Here is a 16,878-nt window from a genome sequence, read left to right as displayed (position 1 = left end):
CTGCGCCGGGTGCTGTCGCCTGCCCACTCACCTACCCATTTTCGAGCCAGTCCTTTCGGAGGGCGGAACCGCCGAAAAGACTCACGAGCCGCGTGCGGCCTAGAGGCGTAGCGACGTCACGCGCCAGGCCGCTGGGTTTCCGCTCGACGTGACGCGACCCGCAACCGCGAACACCCGTGGACCTCTGGAGTAGGTGCCGAAGATTTCGGCGTTGGCCTCGTCGACCATCCGAACATGGACAGGCCCGAGCGCGGCCGCGCCGAGTGCCCGACCTCGGACCGACGTCTGCGCAAGCACCCGAACCATGTCGATCAGCGATGGTTCGAGTGTTCCGCGGAGCGTGGCGGCGGACCGCCGTCGATCGACGACCTCCAGCGTCGCACGTAGGGCGAAATCGGCGAAACGTCGTGCGGCAGCAACGGTTCGGTCGCTGTCGGCTGCTGTTTCCGGATTCGCCGGCTGCCGGTTCGAGCCCGAGCGACCGCTGTGCGCCGACCGCCGGACACTGTGCGTTGCAGGCGTCGTGCAGATCGGCGCCGTCCGGTCGTCGGCCCCCAACTCGGGTTCGCAGTGCGGTGGCCGCGACAGGTACAACCGAGCTCGATTCATGATTCCCCCCGTGCCTTCCGGATGCCCCACGCGACCGGAACGTGCGTCCTGAAACGATCTCGGAGACCGTGGACGTGGCAAGCATCGCATGTTCGCGGCCGCCATGGGAGACCATAGCGTTTCCGCCTGCGCACCTGCCGGGTGTGGCATCGAGTTCAGCTATCCGGCCTCGCACGCTTAGGGTGATGTCTGCACGAACCTGCAGCGGATGGGAGTGTTGGCGCCATGGTTACCCGGCTGACGCCACAGGACGCGTCGTTCTATGCGTCCGAGTCGAGTAGCTCGCCGATGCATATCGGGTCTCTTGCGATCGTGCAGAACGCCGACGGCACGCTCGATTACGAGAAGCTGCTCGAGATCGTCGACCGCAGGCTGTTCCTCGTTCCCCGCTATCGGCAGAAGGTTCGCGAGGTGCCCCTCGGGCTTGCGCGCCCGGTCTGGGTCGATGCGAGCGATTTCGACATCACCTACCATATTCGCAGGTCAGCGCTGCCGACGCCGGGTTCGGACGAGCAGTTGCACGAGCTGGTGGCGCGACTTATGTCGAGGCCGCTCGACCGAACACTCCCGCTGTGGGAGATGTACCTGGTCGAGGGCTTGTCCGACAATCGCTGCGCAATCTTCACGAAGTCGCACTCGGCGCTCGTCGACGGCGAGGAGGCGCTCGAGATCGGGCATGTGATCCTCGATTCGAGCAACACGCCGCGTGAGGTCGCCGACGACCTGTGGCATCCGGGCGCCGAGCCGAGCGACGCGGGTTTGGCGATTCGCGCGGTCGGCGAACTGGTGTCACGCCCCGGCGACGGTGTCGACATCGCCAAGCGTGCGGTCGGTAGCGTCGCGGGCGCTGCGACGTCGGTTGCCGGGTCGTTCGGCAGATTCGCCGCGGGTCTGCATCCGTCCGCGAGCACAGCGCCGCCGAGCCCGTTGAATGCGACGATCTCGCGAAATCGGCGTCTCGACGTGGCAAAGACCGACCTGGAGGACTACCGGCGGATCCGCGCCCATTTCGGCTGTTCGATCAACGACGCGGTGCTCGGCGTGGTGACCGGCGCCCTACGCAACTGGCTGCTCTCGCGTGGCGAACCCATCACCGGCTACACCGCAATTCGCGCGTTCGTTCCGATGTCGGTCTACGGCACCGAACCCGGTATGGGCGATCTGCTCGGCAGCCGGTTGTCGTCGTTTCTGATCGACCTACCCGTCGGCGAGCCGAACCCCTCGATTCGGTTGTCGCACATAGCGCATGCGACCGAAGCGCACGGGCGGGACAGTCGGAGCGTGACGGCACGGACACTGGTTCGGCTGTCCGGTTTCGCGCCGGCGAGTCTGCACGCGATGAGTGTGCGTGCGGCGAGCGGTTACGGCCAGCGAACGTTCAATCTCCTGATCACCAATGCGCCAGGTCCGCAGGTCCCGATGTACATCGGGGGAGCGCGGATGCTCGAGATGTATCCAGTGTCGCCGCTGCTGAAGGATCAGGCGCTCAGTATCGGGCTGACCTCCTACGATGGCCGGGTCTACTACGGTCTGAACGCCGACCGGGATCTGATGTCGGACGTCGATGTGATCACGTCCCTGCTGTACGAGTCGATGGAGGAACTGCTCGATGTGTGTGCGTGAACCCGGCTGTGTCCCCGATTGTGTGCGCCGATGAGGGTGTACGTCCCCGCTACCGTTCGGATGCTGCGGCAGCTGGTCGCCGACAGCGAGTTGCGTGCCGTCAACGGCACGGCTTTCGCGATCACGCCCGCATTGCGCGAGGCCTATTCTTCCGGCGACGACGACGAGTTGGGTGAGGTCGCGATGGCGGAGGCCGCTCGTGCGTCGCTGCGGTTGCTCGCCTCCGAGCACGCCGAGGACGAGGGGCCGTTCGATGCGGACAGCGCGCCCATCCGCAGGCGCGCGGTGATTGCGGCCGACGTCGAGGACGTGAAATTGCGCCCCGATCTGGACGACGCCGTCGTGCGGTTGTCGGCGCCGATCACGATGGCGCAGGTGGCGTCGGCGCATGTCGATCTTGCCGAGGCCGAGCCGACGGTGCAGAAAGCGATCGAGGTCGTCGATCAGGCCGATCTCGGTGATACCGATGCCGAGTTCGTGGTCGGCGACGCCGAGGATCACGAGTTGGCGTGGTACGCGACCCAGGAGTTGCCGTTCCTGCTCGAACTGCTTTAGCCACCCCCTGCGCGTCACGCGATTACGTTTCCTGCAAACTTGTAATCGATACATGCCGCTGAAGGTGTCGAAGAAGCTGAGGATATGCATATGACCACTCGCCGAGCCGTCGTCGTTTCCGGTGCGCGAACCCCGTTCGTTCGAGCCTTCGGTGACTACACCCGCATGGACAGCATTGCGCTTGCCGGAGCCGCGGTACGTGGCGTTCTGGAGCAGACGGGTCTGCCGTTCGGCGATGTTCAGGCGATCGTCTGGGGTGGGGTGATCCTGCCGAGCGCGGCACCGAACATCGCTCGTGAGGTCGCGCTCGATCTGCAGCTCGATCACGGCTGCGAGGGCTACACCGTCACGCGTGCGTGCGCGTCGGGTCTGCAGGCGGTGACGTCGGCCGCTGCGGCTATCGAGCGCGGCGAATACGACATCATGATCGCCGGCGGCAGCGACTCGACAAGCAATGCCGAGATCAAACTTCCGCAGAAGATCGTGCATTCGATGGCGCCGATCGCGCTCGGTAAGCCAAAGCCGAAGGACTACCTCAGCGCAGTCGCCCAACTTGCGCCGTTCACGGATCTGTTCCCGACGCGGCCGAAGATCGCCGAGCGTACGACGGGCGAGGTGATGGGCGAGTCCGCGGAGAAGATGGCGAAGATCCACGGCATCAGCCGCGCCGACCAGGACGAATTCGCGGCCCGATCGCATCGTCGAGCCAACGCGGCGATCACCTCGGGGCGCTTCGATGCGGAAGTGCTGTCCGTCACGACCCCAGAGGGCAAGACCATCACGCGCGACGGACTCGTGCGCGGCGACTCGACGGTGGAGAAGCTGGCGAAGCTGGCACCGGTATTCGAACGCAACGGCACGGTGACGGCAGGCAACGCGAGCCCGCTGACCGACGGCGCTTCCGCTGTGTTGCTGATGAGCGAGGAGAAGGCGCGCGAGCTCGGCTTCCTCCCGCTGGCAGCGTTCAAGTCGTGGAGTTACGTCAGTGTCGATCCCAAGGATCAGGTGCTGATCGGTCCGGCCATTTCTATGCCGCGGGCGCTCGACAAGGCCGGCCTTTCGCTCGCCGACATCGATTACGTCGACATTCACGAAGCCTTTGCAGCGCAGACACTTTCGGTGGTATCGGCGCTCGGAAGCCACGAGTGGGCAAAGCAGCGACTCGGCCGCGACGAGGCGGTCGGCGACATCGACATCGACAAACTGAACGTGCACGGCGGTTCGGTGTCGCTCGGGCATCCGTTCGGTGCGACGGGCGCGCGCATGGTGACGACGATGGCAAACGAGATTTCCCGGGCGGGCGGCGGTACCGCGCTGCTCGGGATTTGCGCGGCCGGCGGCATCGGTGCGTCGGCGGTGCTGGAGGGCGTGTAAATCCCTCGTCGGTTACCCAGCGGTAACTTACGATCCCGTAACCTTGTCGGGTAATCTGAGGTCACCGACGAGATTTGCATGGGATCGATCGCATGGGTTTGAAGAACTGGCTGGAAGCGCCGGCCGCGGATGTGGCCGCGCCGCGGCGGCCGCGACTGAACGTCCTTCGTGGTGCCGTCGCGCGGATCACCACACCATTGCTGCCCGACGACTACCTGCATTTGGCGAACCCACTGTGGTCGGCCCGTGAGCTTCGCGGCCAGATCGTCGAGGTCCGCAAGGAGACTGCGGATTCTGCGACGCTGGTCATCAAGCCGGGGTGGGGATTCGACTTCGACTACAAGCCGGGCCAGTACATCGGGATCGGCCTGCACGTCGACGGTCGCTGGCATTGGCGGTCGTACTCGTTGACGTCGCCGCCCAACTGGGAAGCAGGCCAGCGCGGCGGTCGGAAAGTCATCACGATCGCTGTGAAGGCGATGCCTGAAGGCTTCCTCTCGACCCATATCGTCGGCGGCGTGCCGTCCGGAACGATCGTCCGGCTAGCAGCGCCGCAGGGCGAGTTCGCTCTGCCGGATCCGCCGCCCGCCAAAATTCTGTTCCTCACAGCGGGTAGCGGGATCACGCCGGTCATGGCGATGCTGCGAACGATGGACCGTCGTGGTCAATTGCCGGACGTCGCGCACGTACATTCCGCACCGACGTCGGATGCGGTGATGTTCGGGTCCGAGCTCGAACGAATGGCGACCGAGCACGCGACGTTCGTCACCCACATCCAGCTCACGAAGTCCGACGGCAAGTTCAGCCTCGCGTCGCTCGATTCGATGTATCCCGATTGGCGGGAACGGCAGACCTGGGCATGTGGACCGCTGAAGATGTTGGACGAGATCGAGCGCCTCTGGCGTGACGAGCGCATCTCCGATCGGCTCCACCTCGAACGGTTCGAGATCGCCCGTGCTGACATGTCCGGTCAGGGTGGGACGGTCACGTTCGCGAAATCAGGCCGAAAGGTCGAGGTCGACGGTGCGACCAGCCTGTTGCAGGCGGGCGAGCAGGTCGGCGTGCAGATGCCGTTCGGTTGCCGGATGGGGATCTGTCAGACCTGCGTAGCCCCGCTCCTCGCCGGGCACACTCGTGATCTTCGTTCCGGTGACGAGCGGCGCGAAGGTGATCGAGTTCAGACCTGCATTTCGGCAGCCGCGGGAGACTGCACGCTGGATTTGTAAGATTTGGGTACTTCACATTTCAGGTACTTACGACCTACACAGAGCTATGACGACGGAGGCCCGGTGGCGATCACCGATATCAAACAATTCGCACATCTGACCGAAGCTGACATCGAGTCGCTCGGTCGCGAGCTCGACGCTATTCGCCGTGACATCGAGGAGTCGCGCGGAGCGGCAGATGCGCGCTACATCCGTCGCACGATCAGGCTGCAGCGCTCGCTCGAGGTCGCTGCCAGGCTGACGCTGTTCGCCAGCAAGTACCGTCCGGCGTGGATCGCGGGAACCGCCATGCTCGCGGTCTCCAAGATGATCGAGAACATGGAACTCGGCCACAACGTGAGCCATGGCCAGTGGGACTGGATGAACGATCCGGAGATCCACTCGACGTCGTGGGAGTGGGACCAGGTCGGCCCGTCACGGCAGTGGAAGCGCGCGCACAACTACAGCCATCACACGTACACGAACATCGTCGGCATGGACGACGACATCGGCTTCGGCATCCTGCGGATGACGCGGGACGAAGAGTGGAAGCCGATCAACCTGATCCAGCCGCTTGCCAACGTGCTGCTCGCCGCGACGTTCGAGTGGGGAATCGCGCTGCACGATCTGGACAAGCAGAAGGAGCTCGAAGGCGTCGACCCGAAGCAGCTGCTGTCCGGCCCGAACAAGGCATTTTTCGGCAAGGTTGCTCGCCAGGTCACGCGCGACTTCGTCATCCATCCGGCGGTGACGGGCCCCGCGTGGAAGAGCACGCTCACCGCGAACGCAACGGCCAACCTAGCGCGCAACCTGTGGGCGTACGCCGTGATCTTCTGCGGACATTTCCCTGACGGTGCGGAGAAGTTCACAGTCGAGCAGTTCGAGGACGAGACGCACGCCGAGTGGTACCTGCGGCAGATGCTCGGTAGCGCGAACTTCGAAGCGGGCCCGGTCATGGCGTTCATGAGTGGCAACCTGAGCTACCAGATCGAACACCACCTCTTTCCCGACCTGCCGAGTAACCGCTACGCGGAGATTTCCGTCCGCGTCCGCGCGCTCTGTGACAAGTACGACCTGCCGTACACGACGGGTTCACTCGCCAAGCAGTACCTGCTTGCCTTCCGGACGATCCACAAGTTGGCGTTGCCTGACCGCTTCCTCAAGCGCACCGCGGACGATGCACCCGAGACGTCGTCGGAGCGCAGGTTCCACGGTCTGACGGACACGATGACGGCTATGCGTATCGACCCTGCGACGGGTGAGCATCGCGGTCTTCGGTCTGCGATGAACGAAGCCAAATTGGCGCTCAACCTCAAGAAGGCCGAGGCCAAGGCGTCGCTGAAGGCACACAAAGCGGAGGCGAAAGCAGCGCTGAAGGTCAAGAAGTTGGAGGCCCGTGCTGCGCTCGACGAGCAGAAGGCGAAGGGCATTCGGCGTCGGCGTTAACTAGCTCACACTTGTCGTCGACGGAATCTACGGTTCCGTAACCTACGGTACCGTAGGTCCATGGCGATTTCGGATATCAAGGAATACGCGCATCTCACCGAGGCCGATGTCGAAGCGCTCGGAATCGAACTGGATGCGATTCGTCGCGACATCGAATCCTCGCGCGGCGAGAGCGATGCGCGCTACATTCGCAATGCCATCCGACTGCAGCGCGCCCTTGAAATAGGCGGCCGCGCAACGCTTTTCGCGAGCCTGTTCCCGCCGGCCTGGCTCGCGGGGACCGCCATGCTCGGCGTTGCGAAGATCATCGAGAACATGGAGATCGGCCACAACGTCATGCACGGCCAGTGGGACTGGATGAACGATCCGGAGATCCACTCGGTGTCGTGGGAGTGGGACAACACCGGACCGTCGGCGCACTGGAAGCAGACCCACAACTACCTGCATCACAAGTACACGAACGTGCTCGGGATGGACGACGACGTCGGCTACGGCCTGCTGCGCGTCACCCGCGATCAGCGTTGGAAGCCGTTCAACATCGGCAACCCGGTTTACAACCTGCTACTGCAGCTGTTCGTCGAATACGGCGTTGCGATCCAGCACCTCGAGCTCGGCAAGGTTGTCGCCGGACGGGTCGAGCAGGCCGAATTCGAACGCAAGCGTCGCGAGGTACTCGAGAAGGTCGGGCGCCAGATCGCGAAGGACTACCTCCTCTTTCCCGCCCTCACCGGCCCCGCGTTCCTGACGACGTTGACCGCCAACCTCACGGCCAACATGATCCGCAACGTCTGGACCAACATGGTGATCTTCTGCGGTCACTTCCCCGACGGTGCCGAGAAGTTCACCAAAGCGGATCTGGAGAACGAGACGCAGGGCCAGTGGTATCTGCGGCAGATGCTCGGTAGCGCGAACTTCGAAGCAGGCCCGGTGCTCGAATTCATGAGTGGCAACCTTTGCTACCAGATCGAGCATCTGCTGTTCCCCGACCTGCCCAGCAATCGCTTGCGGGAGATCTCCGTTCGCGTGCAGGCACTCGCGGAGAAGTACGACCTGCCGTACACGACCGGCTCGATCGCGGTGCAGTACTGGAAGTCGTGGCGAACCATCGCCAAGCTCGCGCTGCCGAACAAGTACCTGAAGGCGACCGCCGACGATGCTCCCGAGACCGCTTCCGAGCGCAAGTTCGCCGATCCGACACCCAAGTTCGATCCTGCGACCGGCAGGAGACGTGGACTGCTGACCGCGCTGCGGTTGGCTCGCTAGCTTTCTCGCGCAGCCCAGGTGTCGTTCGACCGCACCGCTGTGAGAAGTAGTCGAACAGCGGCAACGCGACGCGCTGATTTGCCTTCCAGGGCGTCGAGAGCGCATTCGGGGTCAGCGGGTGGTCCCAGGTGCGTACAGCCGCGTGGGCAGTCCTGAGCGGCCGCTGCGAGGTCTGCAAACGCGGCGACGACGTCGGCGGGCGAGATGTGCGCGAGCCCGAACGATCTGATGCCGGGGGTGTCGATCACCCAGCCCGCCCCTCCCGGAAGTGGGAGGGCGATCGACTGGGTGGATGTGTGGCGACCTTTGCCGACGCCGGACACGACGCCGACAGCGCGGTAGGCGTCGGGGACGAGCCGATTCACCAGCGTCGACTTGCCGACCCCGGAGTGACCGATCAGCGCGGTCAGTTTGCCGTTCAGCAGTTCGGTGATCTCGTCGATGGGTTCGGTCGTGCCGCCGAGGACGACCTGCAGTTCGAGGTCGGCGAACGAGGCTGCGAACTCCTCGTAGCCTGCGAGATCGCTTTTGGTCAGACACAGAATCGGTTGCAGCCCACCGGCATAGGCGGCGATCAGGGTGCGTTCGACGAACCCCGTTCGGGGTGGTGGGTCGGCGAGCGCGACGACGATCATCAGCTGCTCGGCATTCGCGACGACGATGCGCTCGTACGGGTCGGTGTCGTCGGCTGTTCTGCGCAGCACCGACTTTCGCTCCTCGACGCGAATGATGCGGGCCAACGTGTCCGGCTTGCCCGAGGTGTCACCGACGATGCCGACACGGTCGCCGACGACGATCGGAGTCTTGCCGAGTTCGCGCGCACGCATGGTGACGACCGGACGTTCCGGGTCGCCGCCGAGAACACAGCCCCACCGGCCGCGATCGACCGCGACGACCATCCCGGATTCCGCATCCTCGTGCTGCGGACGGGTTTTGGTGCGCGGACGCGAAGCCCTGCCCGGGCGCACCCGGACATCGGACTCGTCGTATTCGCGCCGTTTCAGCTCGAGCCGTCCAACATGTGTGACCACAGTCCGACGAAGTCGGGCAGCGTCTTCGCGGTGGTACCGATGTCCTCGATCTCGATGCCGTCGACACGCAGGCCGAGTATCGCTCCGGCCGTTGCCATTCGGTGGTCGGCGTAGGAATGCCATTGCCCACCGTGCAGCGGTGCCGGAGTGATTTCCAGCCCGTCGTCGGTTTCCGTCACCTGTCCTCCGAGTCGATTGATCTCGGTGGAAAGGGCTGCAAGACGGTCGGTTTCATGGCCGCGCAGGTGCGCGATGCCACGTAGCCACGAGGGACCCTCGGCGAGGGCGGCAAGAGCGGCGACCGTCGGCGTCAGCTCGCCGATGTCGTGCAGGTCGATGTCGATGCCGTGCAACTGCTTCGGTCCGCGGACGGTCAGAACCGATTCGGCCAGCACGACATCGGCACCCATCCGCTCGAGAATTTCACGGATCGCGTCGCCGGGTTGCGTGGTTCTGTGCGGCCAGAACGGCACGCTCACTTCGCCTTCCGTGACCGCGGCCGCGGCGAGGAACGCGGTGGCGTTCGACAGATCCGGCTCGATCGTCCAGTTCACCGGACGGATCGGCCCTGGCGCCACGACCCAGGTGTCGGCTTCGGTGCTGTCGGAGGGGGATTCGACGCGAACGCCTGCTGCCCGCAGCATCTCGATCGTCATCTCGATGTGTGGCATCGACGGCACCGGCTTGCCGCTGTGGTGAATCGTGATGCCCTCGTCGAACCGGGCCGCAGAGAGCAGGAGCCCGGATACGAACTGCGACGACCCGGACGCGTCGATGGTGACCGTGCCGCCACGAACTGCGCCGTGCCCGTGCACGACGAACGGCAGCGCGCTGCCGTCGACGTCGGCACCGGCTGCGCGCAACCCGTCGAGAATCGTGTCGAGTGGGCGTGTGCGTGCCTGTTCGTCGCCGTCGAACTCGACGTCACCGTCTGCGAGCGCCGCGACGGGTGGCAGGAAGCGCATGACCGTGCCTGCGAGGCCGCAGTCGACGGCAGCACCCGTCAACGGTGCCGGGGTGATCGTGAGTGTTGTATCGACTCCCTCGATCCCGATTCCGAGCGCCCGCAACGCGTCGATCATCAGGTTCGTGTCGCGGCTGCGCAGCGCTCCGGTGACCGTCGACGAACCCTCCGCCAACGCGGCGAGAACCAGTGCGCGGTTGGTGATCGATTTCGAGCCGGGCAGTGGCACCGACGCACGCACCGGCCCAGCGGCGTAGGGGGCACTCCAAAAAGTCACAGGCCCCATCTTTGCGTATCGGTCGCGAACGGAGGTAACGGTCGTGTCGGTGCGTCGTGTCAGCATGGAGCTATGTGTGGGAGATACGCGACGACGGTCAACCCCGGGTTGCTCGCCGCTGAGTTGGATGCCTATGACGAGACCGATCCTCTCGAGGACCTCACGCCCGAGGAGGAGGGTCCGAATTTCAACGTCGCTCCGACGACGAAAGTGGTCGCTGTCGTCAAACGGCACGATCGCGCAGATCCGGATGCCGCTGCCGCTCTTCGGATCCGGCGGATGCGCTGGGGTCTGATTCCACGCTGGACCAAGCCTGCCGAACCAGGCGTTCCGGCAAAAGGAAAGCCGCTGTTCAACGCGCGTGCCGACACCGCAACGACAACGCCAGCTTTTCGTGATGCCGTGAAGACCAAGCGTTGCCTGGTGCCGATGGACGGCTGGTACGAGTGGCTCACCGAACCCGGCCCCGATGGCAAGCCTGCCAAGGTCCCGTTTTTTATGACGCCCGCAGACGGCTCGCGCCTGTACATGGCGGGCCTGTGGTCGGTCTGGCGAGACGGCGATCGGCCGCCACTGCTCAGCTGCACGATCCTGACCACCGATTCGGTCGGCGAGCTGGCACGGATCCACAACCGGATGCCACTGATCATGCCTTCGGACGCTTGGGACCGCTGGCTCGATCCCGATCATGCCGATGTCGCGGGACTGCTCGAGTCGCCGAGTGCGGACCTGGTCGCGCAGCTCGAAATCCGGCAGGTGTCACCGAAAGTGAACAGCGTCAAGAACAATTCGGCTGACCTCGTCGATCGATTCGAGCCCGCGGAGCAGCCGGAGCAGATCAGCCTGCTGTGATGTCGGCGAGTACGGCGGCGGTGCACCGAACGAGGTCGCTCGGTGCCAGTTCGATCTCTATGCCGCGGCGGCCGGCGCTGCAGAACACTCGCTCCCACGTCATCGCGGATGCGTCCACCACGGTCGGAAGCAGACGTCGTTGGCCGATCGGTGAGATACCGCCGACGACGTAGCCCGTCACCTTCTGGGCCTTCGCAGGATCGGCCTTCGCGACGCCGAGAGCTGCGGCTACGGCTTTGAGCGAAAGCTTCGACGGGACCGGCAGGACCGCGACGCCCAGTTTTCCGTCCGGCAGTTCGACGACGAGCGTCTTGAACACCTGACCCGCGGGAACGCCCATCGCCTCGACGGCTTCGTCGCCGAATCGCTGCGAGCGGGGGTCGTGCGTGTACCGATGCACGTTGTGCGGAATCTTCTCGGCAGCCAACAGCTTCGTGGCTGGTGTGGCATTCGCGGCCATCGCAACAGCGTAGATACGCCGGTGCCGGGCGGTGCGACGACTACGGGAACACCGACGCAGGGCGTGGTGTTGAACCCGACGTACTTGTCATCCTCAGCGGAACGGAGTCGCCAGTGCCTGTGCTCTGCGCGGAACGCCCGATCTATCTAGCGGTAGATTCAGGGCTTACGGCAATCGAAGGGACAAGTGTGCGCGGCGACGACAGCCAGGCGGACGATACGGTCCGTACCGATCCGAACCAGACCGACACGGAGTTGGCCGAACGGTTCGAGCGAGACGCACTTCCGCTGCTCGACCAGCTCTACGGCGCTGCTCTGCGAATGACTCGCAATCCCGCGGATGCCGAGGATCTGGTTCAGGAGACCTACGTCAAGGCGTTCTCGGCGTTCCGGTCGTTCCGTGAGGGCACCAACCTGCGTGCCTGGCTCTACCGGATTCTGACCAACACCTACATCAACTCCTACCGCAAGAAGCAGCGGCAGCCCGCCCAGTATCCGACCGACGAGATCACGGACTGGCAGTTGGCCGCGACGGCCGAGCACACCTCGCAGGGCCTGCGTTCTGCCGAGGTGGAGGCGCTGGACGCGCTGCCGGACGACGACATCAAGTCGGCGCTGCAGTCGCTGCCCGAGGAGTTCCGGATGGCTGTCTACTACGCCGATGTCGAAGGATTTCCGTACAAGGAGATCGCCGACATCATGGGAACGCCCATCGGCACCGTGATGTCGCGGCTGCACCGAGGACGGAAGCAATTGCGAGGCCTGCTTGCCGAGGTCGCGCGCGAACGTGGATTCAACCGCAACGGCGCTGTCGATGCAGTGGATCCGTCGGGGCAGGAGGTCTCATCATGAGCGAACAGGACGACTACAAGCTCGATTGCACGGCGGTGATCGCCGACGTGTGGCTCATGCTCGACAACGAGTGCGACCAAGCGACACGTGAGCGGCTGCAGTATCACCTCGATACCTGCGGTACCTGCCTCGAGCAGTACGGCATCGAGGAGCAGATCAAGGGCTTGCTCAGCCGCAAATGTGGCGGTGAGCGCGCGCCCGAGGGCTTGCGTCAGCGCCTGTCGATCGAGATCCGCCGGACCGTGGTGATCCGGACCGAAGCGGAGTAGTCACCGGTCGGAGCGCCGCAGACAGAAAAAGGGCCGAGAAGCGAGTGCTTCCCGGCCCTTTTTGTGATCAGCGTTCGTGATCAGCTGTTTGGACGCTTGCCGTGATTGGCCTTGTTGTTCTTGCGGTCACGTTTCTTACGGCCACGCTTACCCATTTGATAAGTCTCCCTTCTTTGGGTGTCAGTCTAATGCCCGCCGATGCGCCGCCCGACCGCCCCGCAGGTTCGCTGGTTAGGCTGTAGCTTCGCAAGGCTCGACACCGAGGAGCTCGAATGGCAGAAGATGTTCGCGCCGAGATGGTCTCGACCGTCTTTCAAGTAGTTGTGAGCACGGGCGACACCGTCGTCGAGGGCGACACACTGGTCATCCTGGAGTCGATGAAGATGGAGATCCCGGTGCTCGCCGAGGTCGACGGCACGGTCTCCTCGGTCGACGTCAAGGTCGGCGACGTGATCCAGCAGGGCGACCTCATCGCAGTGATCTCCTGATCGGCGGATTCCGATGTCGACGCTGAGCGAACTGCTCGCAGACCACACCGACCTACCCGGCGCTGCTGTCGACCATCTGCAGCGGGTGGTGGGGGACTGGCAACTCCTTGCGGATCTGTCGTTTGCCGACCTGCTGTTGTGGGTCGGCAGCGGTCCGATCACCGAGGGCAGCGAGGTCGTCTGCGTCGCGCAATGTCGGCCGACAACGGCTCCGACAGTCATCGCCTACGACCTCGTCGGCAAGCTCGCGTCCGAAACCGAGCATCCCCAGGTGCTTCGGGCGTTGATCGACGGAAAGATCGTTCGGGACAGCGACTCCGGGGGAGACGATCCGCCACCGCTGTCGCTTCGCGAGGCGATTCCCGTGCGGTGTGGCGAGGACGTGATCGCCGTGCTGAGTCGCGATACCGACTTCGCGCGCAGCCAGATTCGCAGCACCCTCGAAACCGCGTACACGACGTGCGCCGACGACCTGTGCGAAATGATCAGCGACGGAACGTATCCCACGCCCGAGGATCGCGCTGCGACACATTCGAGTCCGCGTGCCGGTGATGGTTTCGTCCGCCTCGATACCGAGGGCAAGGTCGTCTACGCCAGCCCGAACGCTCAATCCGCTTATCACCGTATGGGTTTGACGAGCGAACTGTCCGGCCACGACCTCGCCGCCACGACACGTTCGCTCATCACCGACCCGTTCGACGCGCAGGAAGTTGTGAACGACATTCGGGCCGCGCTTGCGGGGAGGACGGGTCGACGGATGGAGGTCGACGCGCACGGCGCAACCGTGCTGCTTCGCACCCTCGTCCTACGTCCACGCGGCGAGTTGGCCGGTGCTGCTGTGCTCGTACGTGATGTCACCGAAGTGAAGCGCCGCGACCGCGCGCTGCTCAGCAAGGACGCCACGATCCGCGAGATTCACCATCGGGTGAAGAACAATCTGCAGACCGTTGCCGCGTTGCTGCGCCTACAGGCTCGTCGGACCGAAAACGAGGAGGCGCGGGTTGCGCTCACCGAGTCGGTCCGTCGTGTCACCTCGATCGCTGCGGTCCACGAGATGTTGTCGATGTCTGTCGACGAAGAGGTCGATCTCGACGACGTGGTCGATCGTCTTGTGCCGATGATGGCCGACGTCGCGACCGTCAGTACCCCCGTGAAGATCCGACGTGAAGGCAAACTCGGCGTTTTCTCCGCTGAGCGGGCGACGCCGCTGGTTATGGTCCTGACCGAGTTGGTCCAGAACGCCATCGAGCACGCCTTCGATCCCGGTGCCGTCGGCACGGTGTCGATGAAGGCGGAACGGTCGGCACGCTGGCTCGATGTCGTTGTTCACGACGATGGCAGGGGGCTGCCGCCAGGCTTCAGTTTGGAACGCTCCGACCGCTTGGGTCTGCAGATCGTCCGGACCCTCGTCACCGCCGAACTGGGCGGTTCGATAGGCCTGCACCCCGGCACGGGAGGGGGCACCGATGCGGTCCTGCGTGTGCCCCTGGGCCGCCGGGGTGGGCGGGGCTAGTTCGGCTCCGCCATCGTGGCACGAGGGTGCCGCTCACCTCGCTCGGTGGAGTCAGGGGCGCCTTCACGCCGCTCGGGCGCGCAAAAAAGCCCGGCACCACTGTCGGTGCCGGGCCTGCAAGATGTCGTAGCTCAGACCGAGGTACGTGCTCGGGTCCGTGCATTGCGTCGCTTGAGTGCGCGTCGCTCGTCTTCGCTCATTCCACCCCATACGCCTGCGTCCTGACCGGACTTGAGTGCCCATGACAGGCATTCCGCAGTGACCGGGCAGCGATTGCAGACGATTTTGGCATCAGCGATCTGCGCGAGTGCCGGACCGCTGTTCCCTACGGGGAAGAACAGTTCGGGATCCTCGTCGCGACAGATTGCGTTGTGGCGCCAGTCCATCCTTTGCTCCTTAGCCGGGTGCATCGAAGCACCGTCTCGTTTGCTTACGTTTACTTGTGCGTCTCGAATGTTTCCGCACGGTTGCTTGTGAATGCTTTCACGAACTGAAGATATGTCAATAGGAATGCCGCGCACCGTGGGGAAACTCACTCTGTTAGCCTCACCTATCGAAGTCCGCGTTCCTTTGTACTCCGTCTGCGGTGTTTTCGCACTATAACCGCAGGATTTGGGGCAAAGCAGCGCTACGCAGGCGTGAGCGGGGCCACGACCTCGATCGCGGCGGGCACCGAAAAGAACTCGACTTCTTCCCGCATGCCGAGGTAGTCGCCGTCCATCTGAAATCCGATCGGCTCGGCGGCGGTGATTCGGACGCGCGGCACGTCGTCGACGCGAAAGAGCTTGCTGGACTTGGGTTCTGCGCCTTCGGCAAGCAGTTGTCGCGACACCCGCAGGCCGGAGGCGACGCCCATCGAGCGCATCGCGAATACCCCGAGACCGGTGTCGAAGGACGTATTGGGATTCGTGTGAACCGGACGTGTACCCATGTAGGTCCACGGACTCGAGTTCGAAACGAATGCGTAATGAACACCGTCGACGGGTTCGCGATCGGGGCACTCGATCGTCAAGGTCGGGTCGTTGCCGATGGACTTGAAAAACTCGGTAATCGCCGCGCGGACGTACCGCGACGGGCTCACGATGTGACCGTTGTTACGGCTGTTGTCGATCGACTCGCAGACGCGTGCGTCGATGCCGAGTCCGGAGTTGAACGTGAACCACCGCTTGTCGGCGTACCCGAGGCCGATCCGTCGTCGCACACCGGCACCGATCAGGTCGATCAGTTGATTCGTGGCGTCGACGGGATCGGCAGCGATGCCGAGCGATCGGGCGAATACGTTGGCAGACCCGCCTGGTAGCACCGCGATCTGCGGAGTCCAACCGACCGGAGCCGCACCGCGCGTCGGAGGTGCGAGGAAGCCGTTGATCGCTTCGTTGACCGTGCCGTCACCGCCGTGGACGACGATCAGATCGATGCCGTCTGCCGCGGCCTGCTCTGCCAACTCGGCGGCGTGGCCACGATGGCTGGTATGGGCCACGACGAGGGAAACCCTGCTCTCCAAGGCGTGAGCGAGTAGGTCCCGCGCCGCAGGCGTGGTCGACGTGGCACTCGGGTTGACGATCAGCAGGGCGCGCACGGGGAATCAGCCTATCCGGCGTTCGACGTCCTTTGCCGCCGCCGCAACGGCTGCAACCGCATTCGAATAGGCTGGTCGGGTGCCGAAGGAGACAGCAAGGAGTGCCACACCCAAGCCGATTCGTTGGGCGGGCTCTCTCGTCGCGCTGCAGGGCGGTGCCGCGGCGGTCGTTGCGATCGTCCTGGTGATCCGCGGCCTGACGGGTAGCGGCGATCAGAGTCAGGCCAGTGGCTACGGCACGGCGTTGTGGTTCCTCAGTCTCGGCGGAGCCGTCCTCGCCGGTGGCATCGCATTGATTCTCGGGCACCGATGGGGCCGGACGATCGCCGTCGTCGCGCAGGTGCTGCTGCTGCCTGTCGCATGGGCATTGTTGACCGATTCCCATCAGCCGGTCTTCGGCGTACTTCTCGGCGTCATGGTGGTTGCGACGCTCGCGTTGCTCTTCTCGCCGCCTGCGTCGCGCTGGATGGCCGAGGAGTACGGGTAGGCGAAATACCGCGGACCGTAGTTCGCTCGTCC

Annotated in this window: 19 protein-coding genes; 12 read left to right on the top strand and 7 right to left on the bottom strand. The window is 64.4% G+C overall.

The window, feature by feature from the left end:
• Positions 1–99: 99 nt before the first annotated feature.
• Complete coding sequence (locus tag ACHIRB_RS27140) at positions 100–609, bottom strand: Rv3235 family protein (RefSeq protein ID WP_395117054.1); 510 nt, start codon at positions 607–609, stop codon at positions 100–102.
• A 225-nt stretch (positions 610–834) separates the two neighbouring features.
• Between ACHIRB_RS27140 and ACHIRB_RS27135 the strand changes: the two genes are divergently transcribed.
• The 6 genes from ACHIRB_RS27135 (at position 835) to ACHIRB_RS27110 (ending at position 8,075) form a co-directional block, all read left to right on the top strand.
• On the top strand, positions 835–2,232 hold the full coding sequence (locus ACHIRB_RS27135; RefSeq protein ID WP_395117056.1) for a WS/DGAT/MGAT family O-acyltransferase: 1,398 nt from the start codon (positions 835–837) through the stop codon (positions 2,230–2,232).
• Positions 2,233–2,262: 30 nt separating this feature from the next.
• Positions 2,263–2,787 (top strand): DUF6912 family protein, encoded by a 525-nt coding sequence (locus ACHIRB_RS27130; RefSeq protein WP_395117058.1) that lies wholly within the window; start codon positions 2,263–2,265, stop codon positions 2,785–2,787.
• A gap of 90 nt (positions 2,788–2,877) precedes the next feature.
• Positions 2,878–4,161: an acetyl-CoA C-acyltransferase gene (locus ACHIRB_RS27125; RefSeq protein ID WP_395117060.1), complete on the top strand. Its 1,284-nt coding sequence runs from the start codon at positions 2,878–2,880 to the stop codon at positions 4,159–4,161.
• Between the two features lie 92 nt (positions 4,162–4,253).
• The gene (locus ACHIRB_RS27120) at positions 4,254–5,387 is read left to right on the top strand and encodes a ferredoxin reductase (RefSeq protein WP_395123187.1); all 1,134 of its coding nucleotides are present in this window, start codon (positions 4,254–4,256) and stop codon (positions 5,385–5,387) included.
• Positions 5,388–5,450: 63 nt separating this feature from the next.
• Positions 5,451–6,812, top strand: a complete 1,362-nt coding sequence (locus tag ACHIRB_RS27115; protein WP_395117064.1) for a fatty acid desaturase family protein — start codon at positions 5,451–5,453, stop codon at positions 6,810–6,812.
• 60 nt (positions 6,813–6,872) lie between these two features.
• Positions 6,873–8,075, top strand: a complete 1,203-nt coding sequence (locus tag ACHIRB_RS27110) for a fatty acid desaturase family protein (RefSeq protein ID WP_395123188.1) — start codon at positions 6,873–6,875, stop codon at positions 8,073–8,075.
• Here ACHIRB_RS27110 and rsgA read toward each other — a convergent pair.
• Both rsgA and aroA read right to left on the bottom strand, forming a co-directional pair.
• Positions 8,072–9,106, bottom strand: coding sequence for a ribosome small subunit-dependent GTPase A (gene rsgA / locus ACHIRB_RS27105; protein WP_307829517.1), 1,035 nt, complete (start codon positions 9,104–9,106; stop codon positions 8,072–8,074). The two genes, ACHIRB_RS27110 and rsgA, sit on opposite strands and share 4 nt — an antisense overlap.
• Complete coding sequence (gene aroA, locus ACHIRB_RS27100; RefSeq protein ID WP_395117149.1) at positions 9,076–10,356, bottom strand: 3-phosphoshikimate 1-carboxyvinyltransferase; 1,281 nt, start codon at positions 10,354–10,356, stop codon at positions 9,076–9,078. The genes rsgA and aroA overlap by 31 nt, the downstream gene beginning before the upstream one ends.
• A gap of 63 nt (positions 10,357–10,419) precedes the next feature.
• Here aroA and ACHIRB_RS27095 point away from each other — a divergent pair, with 63 nt between their 5' ends.
• The gene (locus ACHIRB_RS27095) at positions 10,420–11,199 is read left to right on the top strand and encodes an SOS response-associated peptidase (RefSeq protein ID WP_395117068.1); all 780 of its coding nucleotides are present in this window, start codon (positions 10,420–10,422) and stop codon (positions 11,197–11,199) included.
• On the opposite strand, the gene ybaK is transcribed toward ACHIRB_RS27095, so the two are convergent.
• Positions 11,186–11,659, bottom strand: coding sequence for a Cys-tRNA(Pro) deacylase (gene ybaK, locus ACHIRB_RS27090; RefSeq protein WP_395123189.1), 474 nt, complete (start codon positions 11,657–11,659; stop codon positions 11,186–11,188). The genes ACHIRB_RS27095 and ybaK overlap by 14 nt on opposite strands.
• A 113-nt stretch (positions 11,660–11,772) precedes the next feature.
• On the opposite strand from ybaK, the gene ACHIRB_RS27085 reads away from it, so the two are divergent.
• Together ACHIRB_RS27085 and rsrA are read left to right on the top strand one after the other, a co-directional pair.
• Positions 11,773–12,510 (top strand): sigma-70 family RNA polymerase sigma factor, encoded by a 738-nt coding sequence (locus tag ACHIRB_RS27085; protein ID WP_372433108.1) that lies wholly within the window; start codon positions 11,773–11,775, stop codon positions 12,508–12,510.
• Positions 12,507–12,779 carry a mycothiol system anti-sigma-R factor gene (gene rsrA, locus ACHIRB_RS27080; RefSeq protein WP_395123190.1) on the top strand — a complete coding sequence of 91 codons (273 nt, stop codon included), beginning with the start codon at positions 12,507–12,509 and terminating at the stop codon, positions 12,777–12,779. Before ACHIRB_RS27085 ends, rsrA begins: the two co-directional genes overlap by 4 nt.
• Before the next feature lie 80 nt (positions 12,780–12,859).
• On the opposite strand, the gene ACHIRB_RS27075 is transcribed toward rsrA, so the two are convergent.
• A complete protein-coding gene (locus ACHIRB_RS27075) occupies positions 12,860–12,934 on the bottom strand; it encodes a 50S ribosomal protein bL37 (RefSeq protein ID WP_369299099.1) in 75 nt (24 codons plus the stop codon).
• A gap of 117 nt (positions 12,935–13,051) precedes the next feature.
• On the opposite strand from ACHIRB_RS27075, the gene ACHIRB_RS27070 reads away from it, so the two are divergent.
• Both ACHIRB_RS27070 and ACHIRB_RS27065 read left to right on the top strand, forming a co-directional pair.
• The gene (locus ACHIRB_RS27070; protein ID WP_199703081.1) at positions 13,052–13,267 is read left to right on the top strand and encodes a biotin/lipoyl-binding carrier protein; all 216 of its coding nucleotides are present in this window, start codon (positions 13,052–13,054) and stop codon (positions 13,265–13,267) included.
• A 13-nt stretch (positions 13,268–13,280) separates the two neighbouring features.
• Positions 13,281–14,780 (top strand): sensor histidine kinase, encoded by a 1,500-nt coding sequence (locus ACHIRB_RS27065; protein ID WP_395117074.1) that lies wholly within the window; start codon positions 13,281–13,283, stop codon positions 14,778–14,780.
• 131 nt (positions 14,781–14,911) lie between these two features.
• Here the strand turns inward: ACHIRB_RS27065 and ACHIRB_RS27060 are convergent, their stop codons facing one another.
• Together ACHIRB_RS27060 and ACHIRB_RS27055 are read right to left on the bottom strand one after the other, a co-directional pair.
• The gene (locus ACHIRB_RS27060) at positions 14,912–15,166 is read right to left on the bottom strand and encodes a WhiB family transcriptional regulator (RefSeq protein ID WP_169587535.1); all 255 of its coding nucleotides are present in this window, start codon (positions 15,164–15,166) and stop codon (positions 14,912–14,914) included.
• 242 nt (positions 15,167–15,408) lie between these two features.
• On the bottom strand, positions 15,409–16,359 hold the full coding sequence (locus tag ACHIRB_RS27055) for a diacylglycerol/lipid kinase family protein (protein WP_395117076.1): 951 nt from the start codon (positions 16,357–16,359) through the stop codon (positions 15,409–15,411).
• Between the two features lie 79 nt (positions 16,360–16,438).
• Between ACHIRB_RS27055 and ACHIRB_RS27050 the strand changes: the two genes are divergently transcribed.
• Entirely contained in the window at positions 16,439–16,846 is a 408-nt protein-coding gene (locus tag ACHIRB_RS27050; protein WP_395117078.1) for a hypothetical protein, read from the top strand.
• Positions 16,847–16,878: the final 32 nt, after the last annotated feature.

Source organism: Antrihabitans spumae (genome assembly GCF_043944905.1).
Taxonomy (GTDB): domain Bacteria; phylum Actinomycetota; class Actinomycetes; order Mycobacteriales; family Mycobacteriaceae; genus Antrihabitans; species Antrihabitans spumae.
The sequence above is the reverse complement of the archived record's forward strand: the minus strand, read 5'-3'. Positions and strand labels throughout refer to the sequence as shown.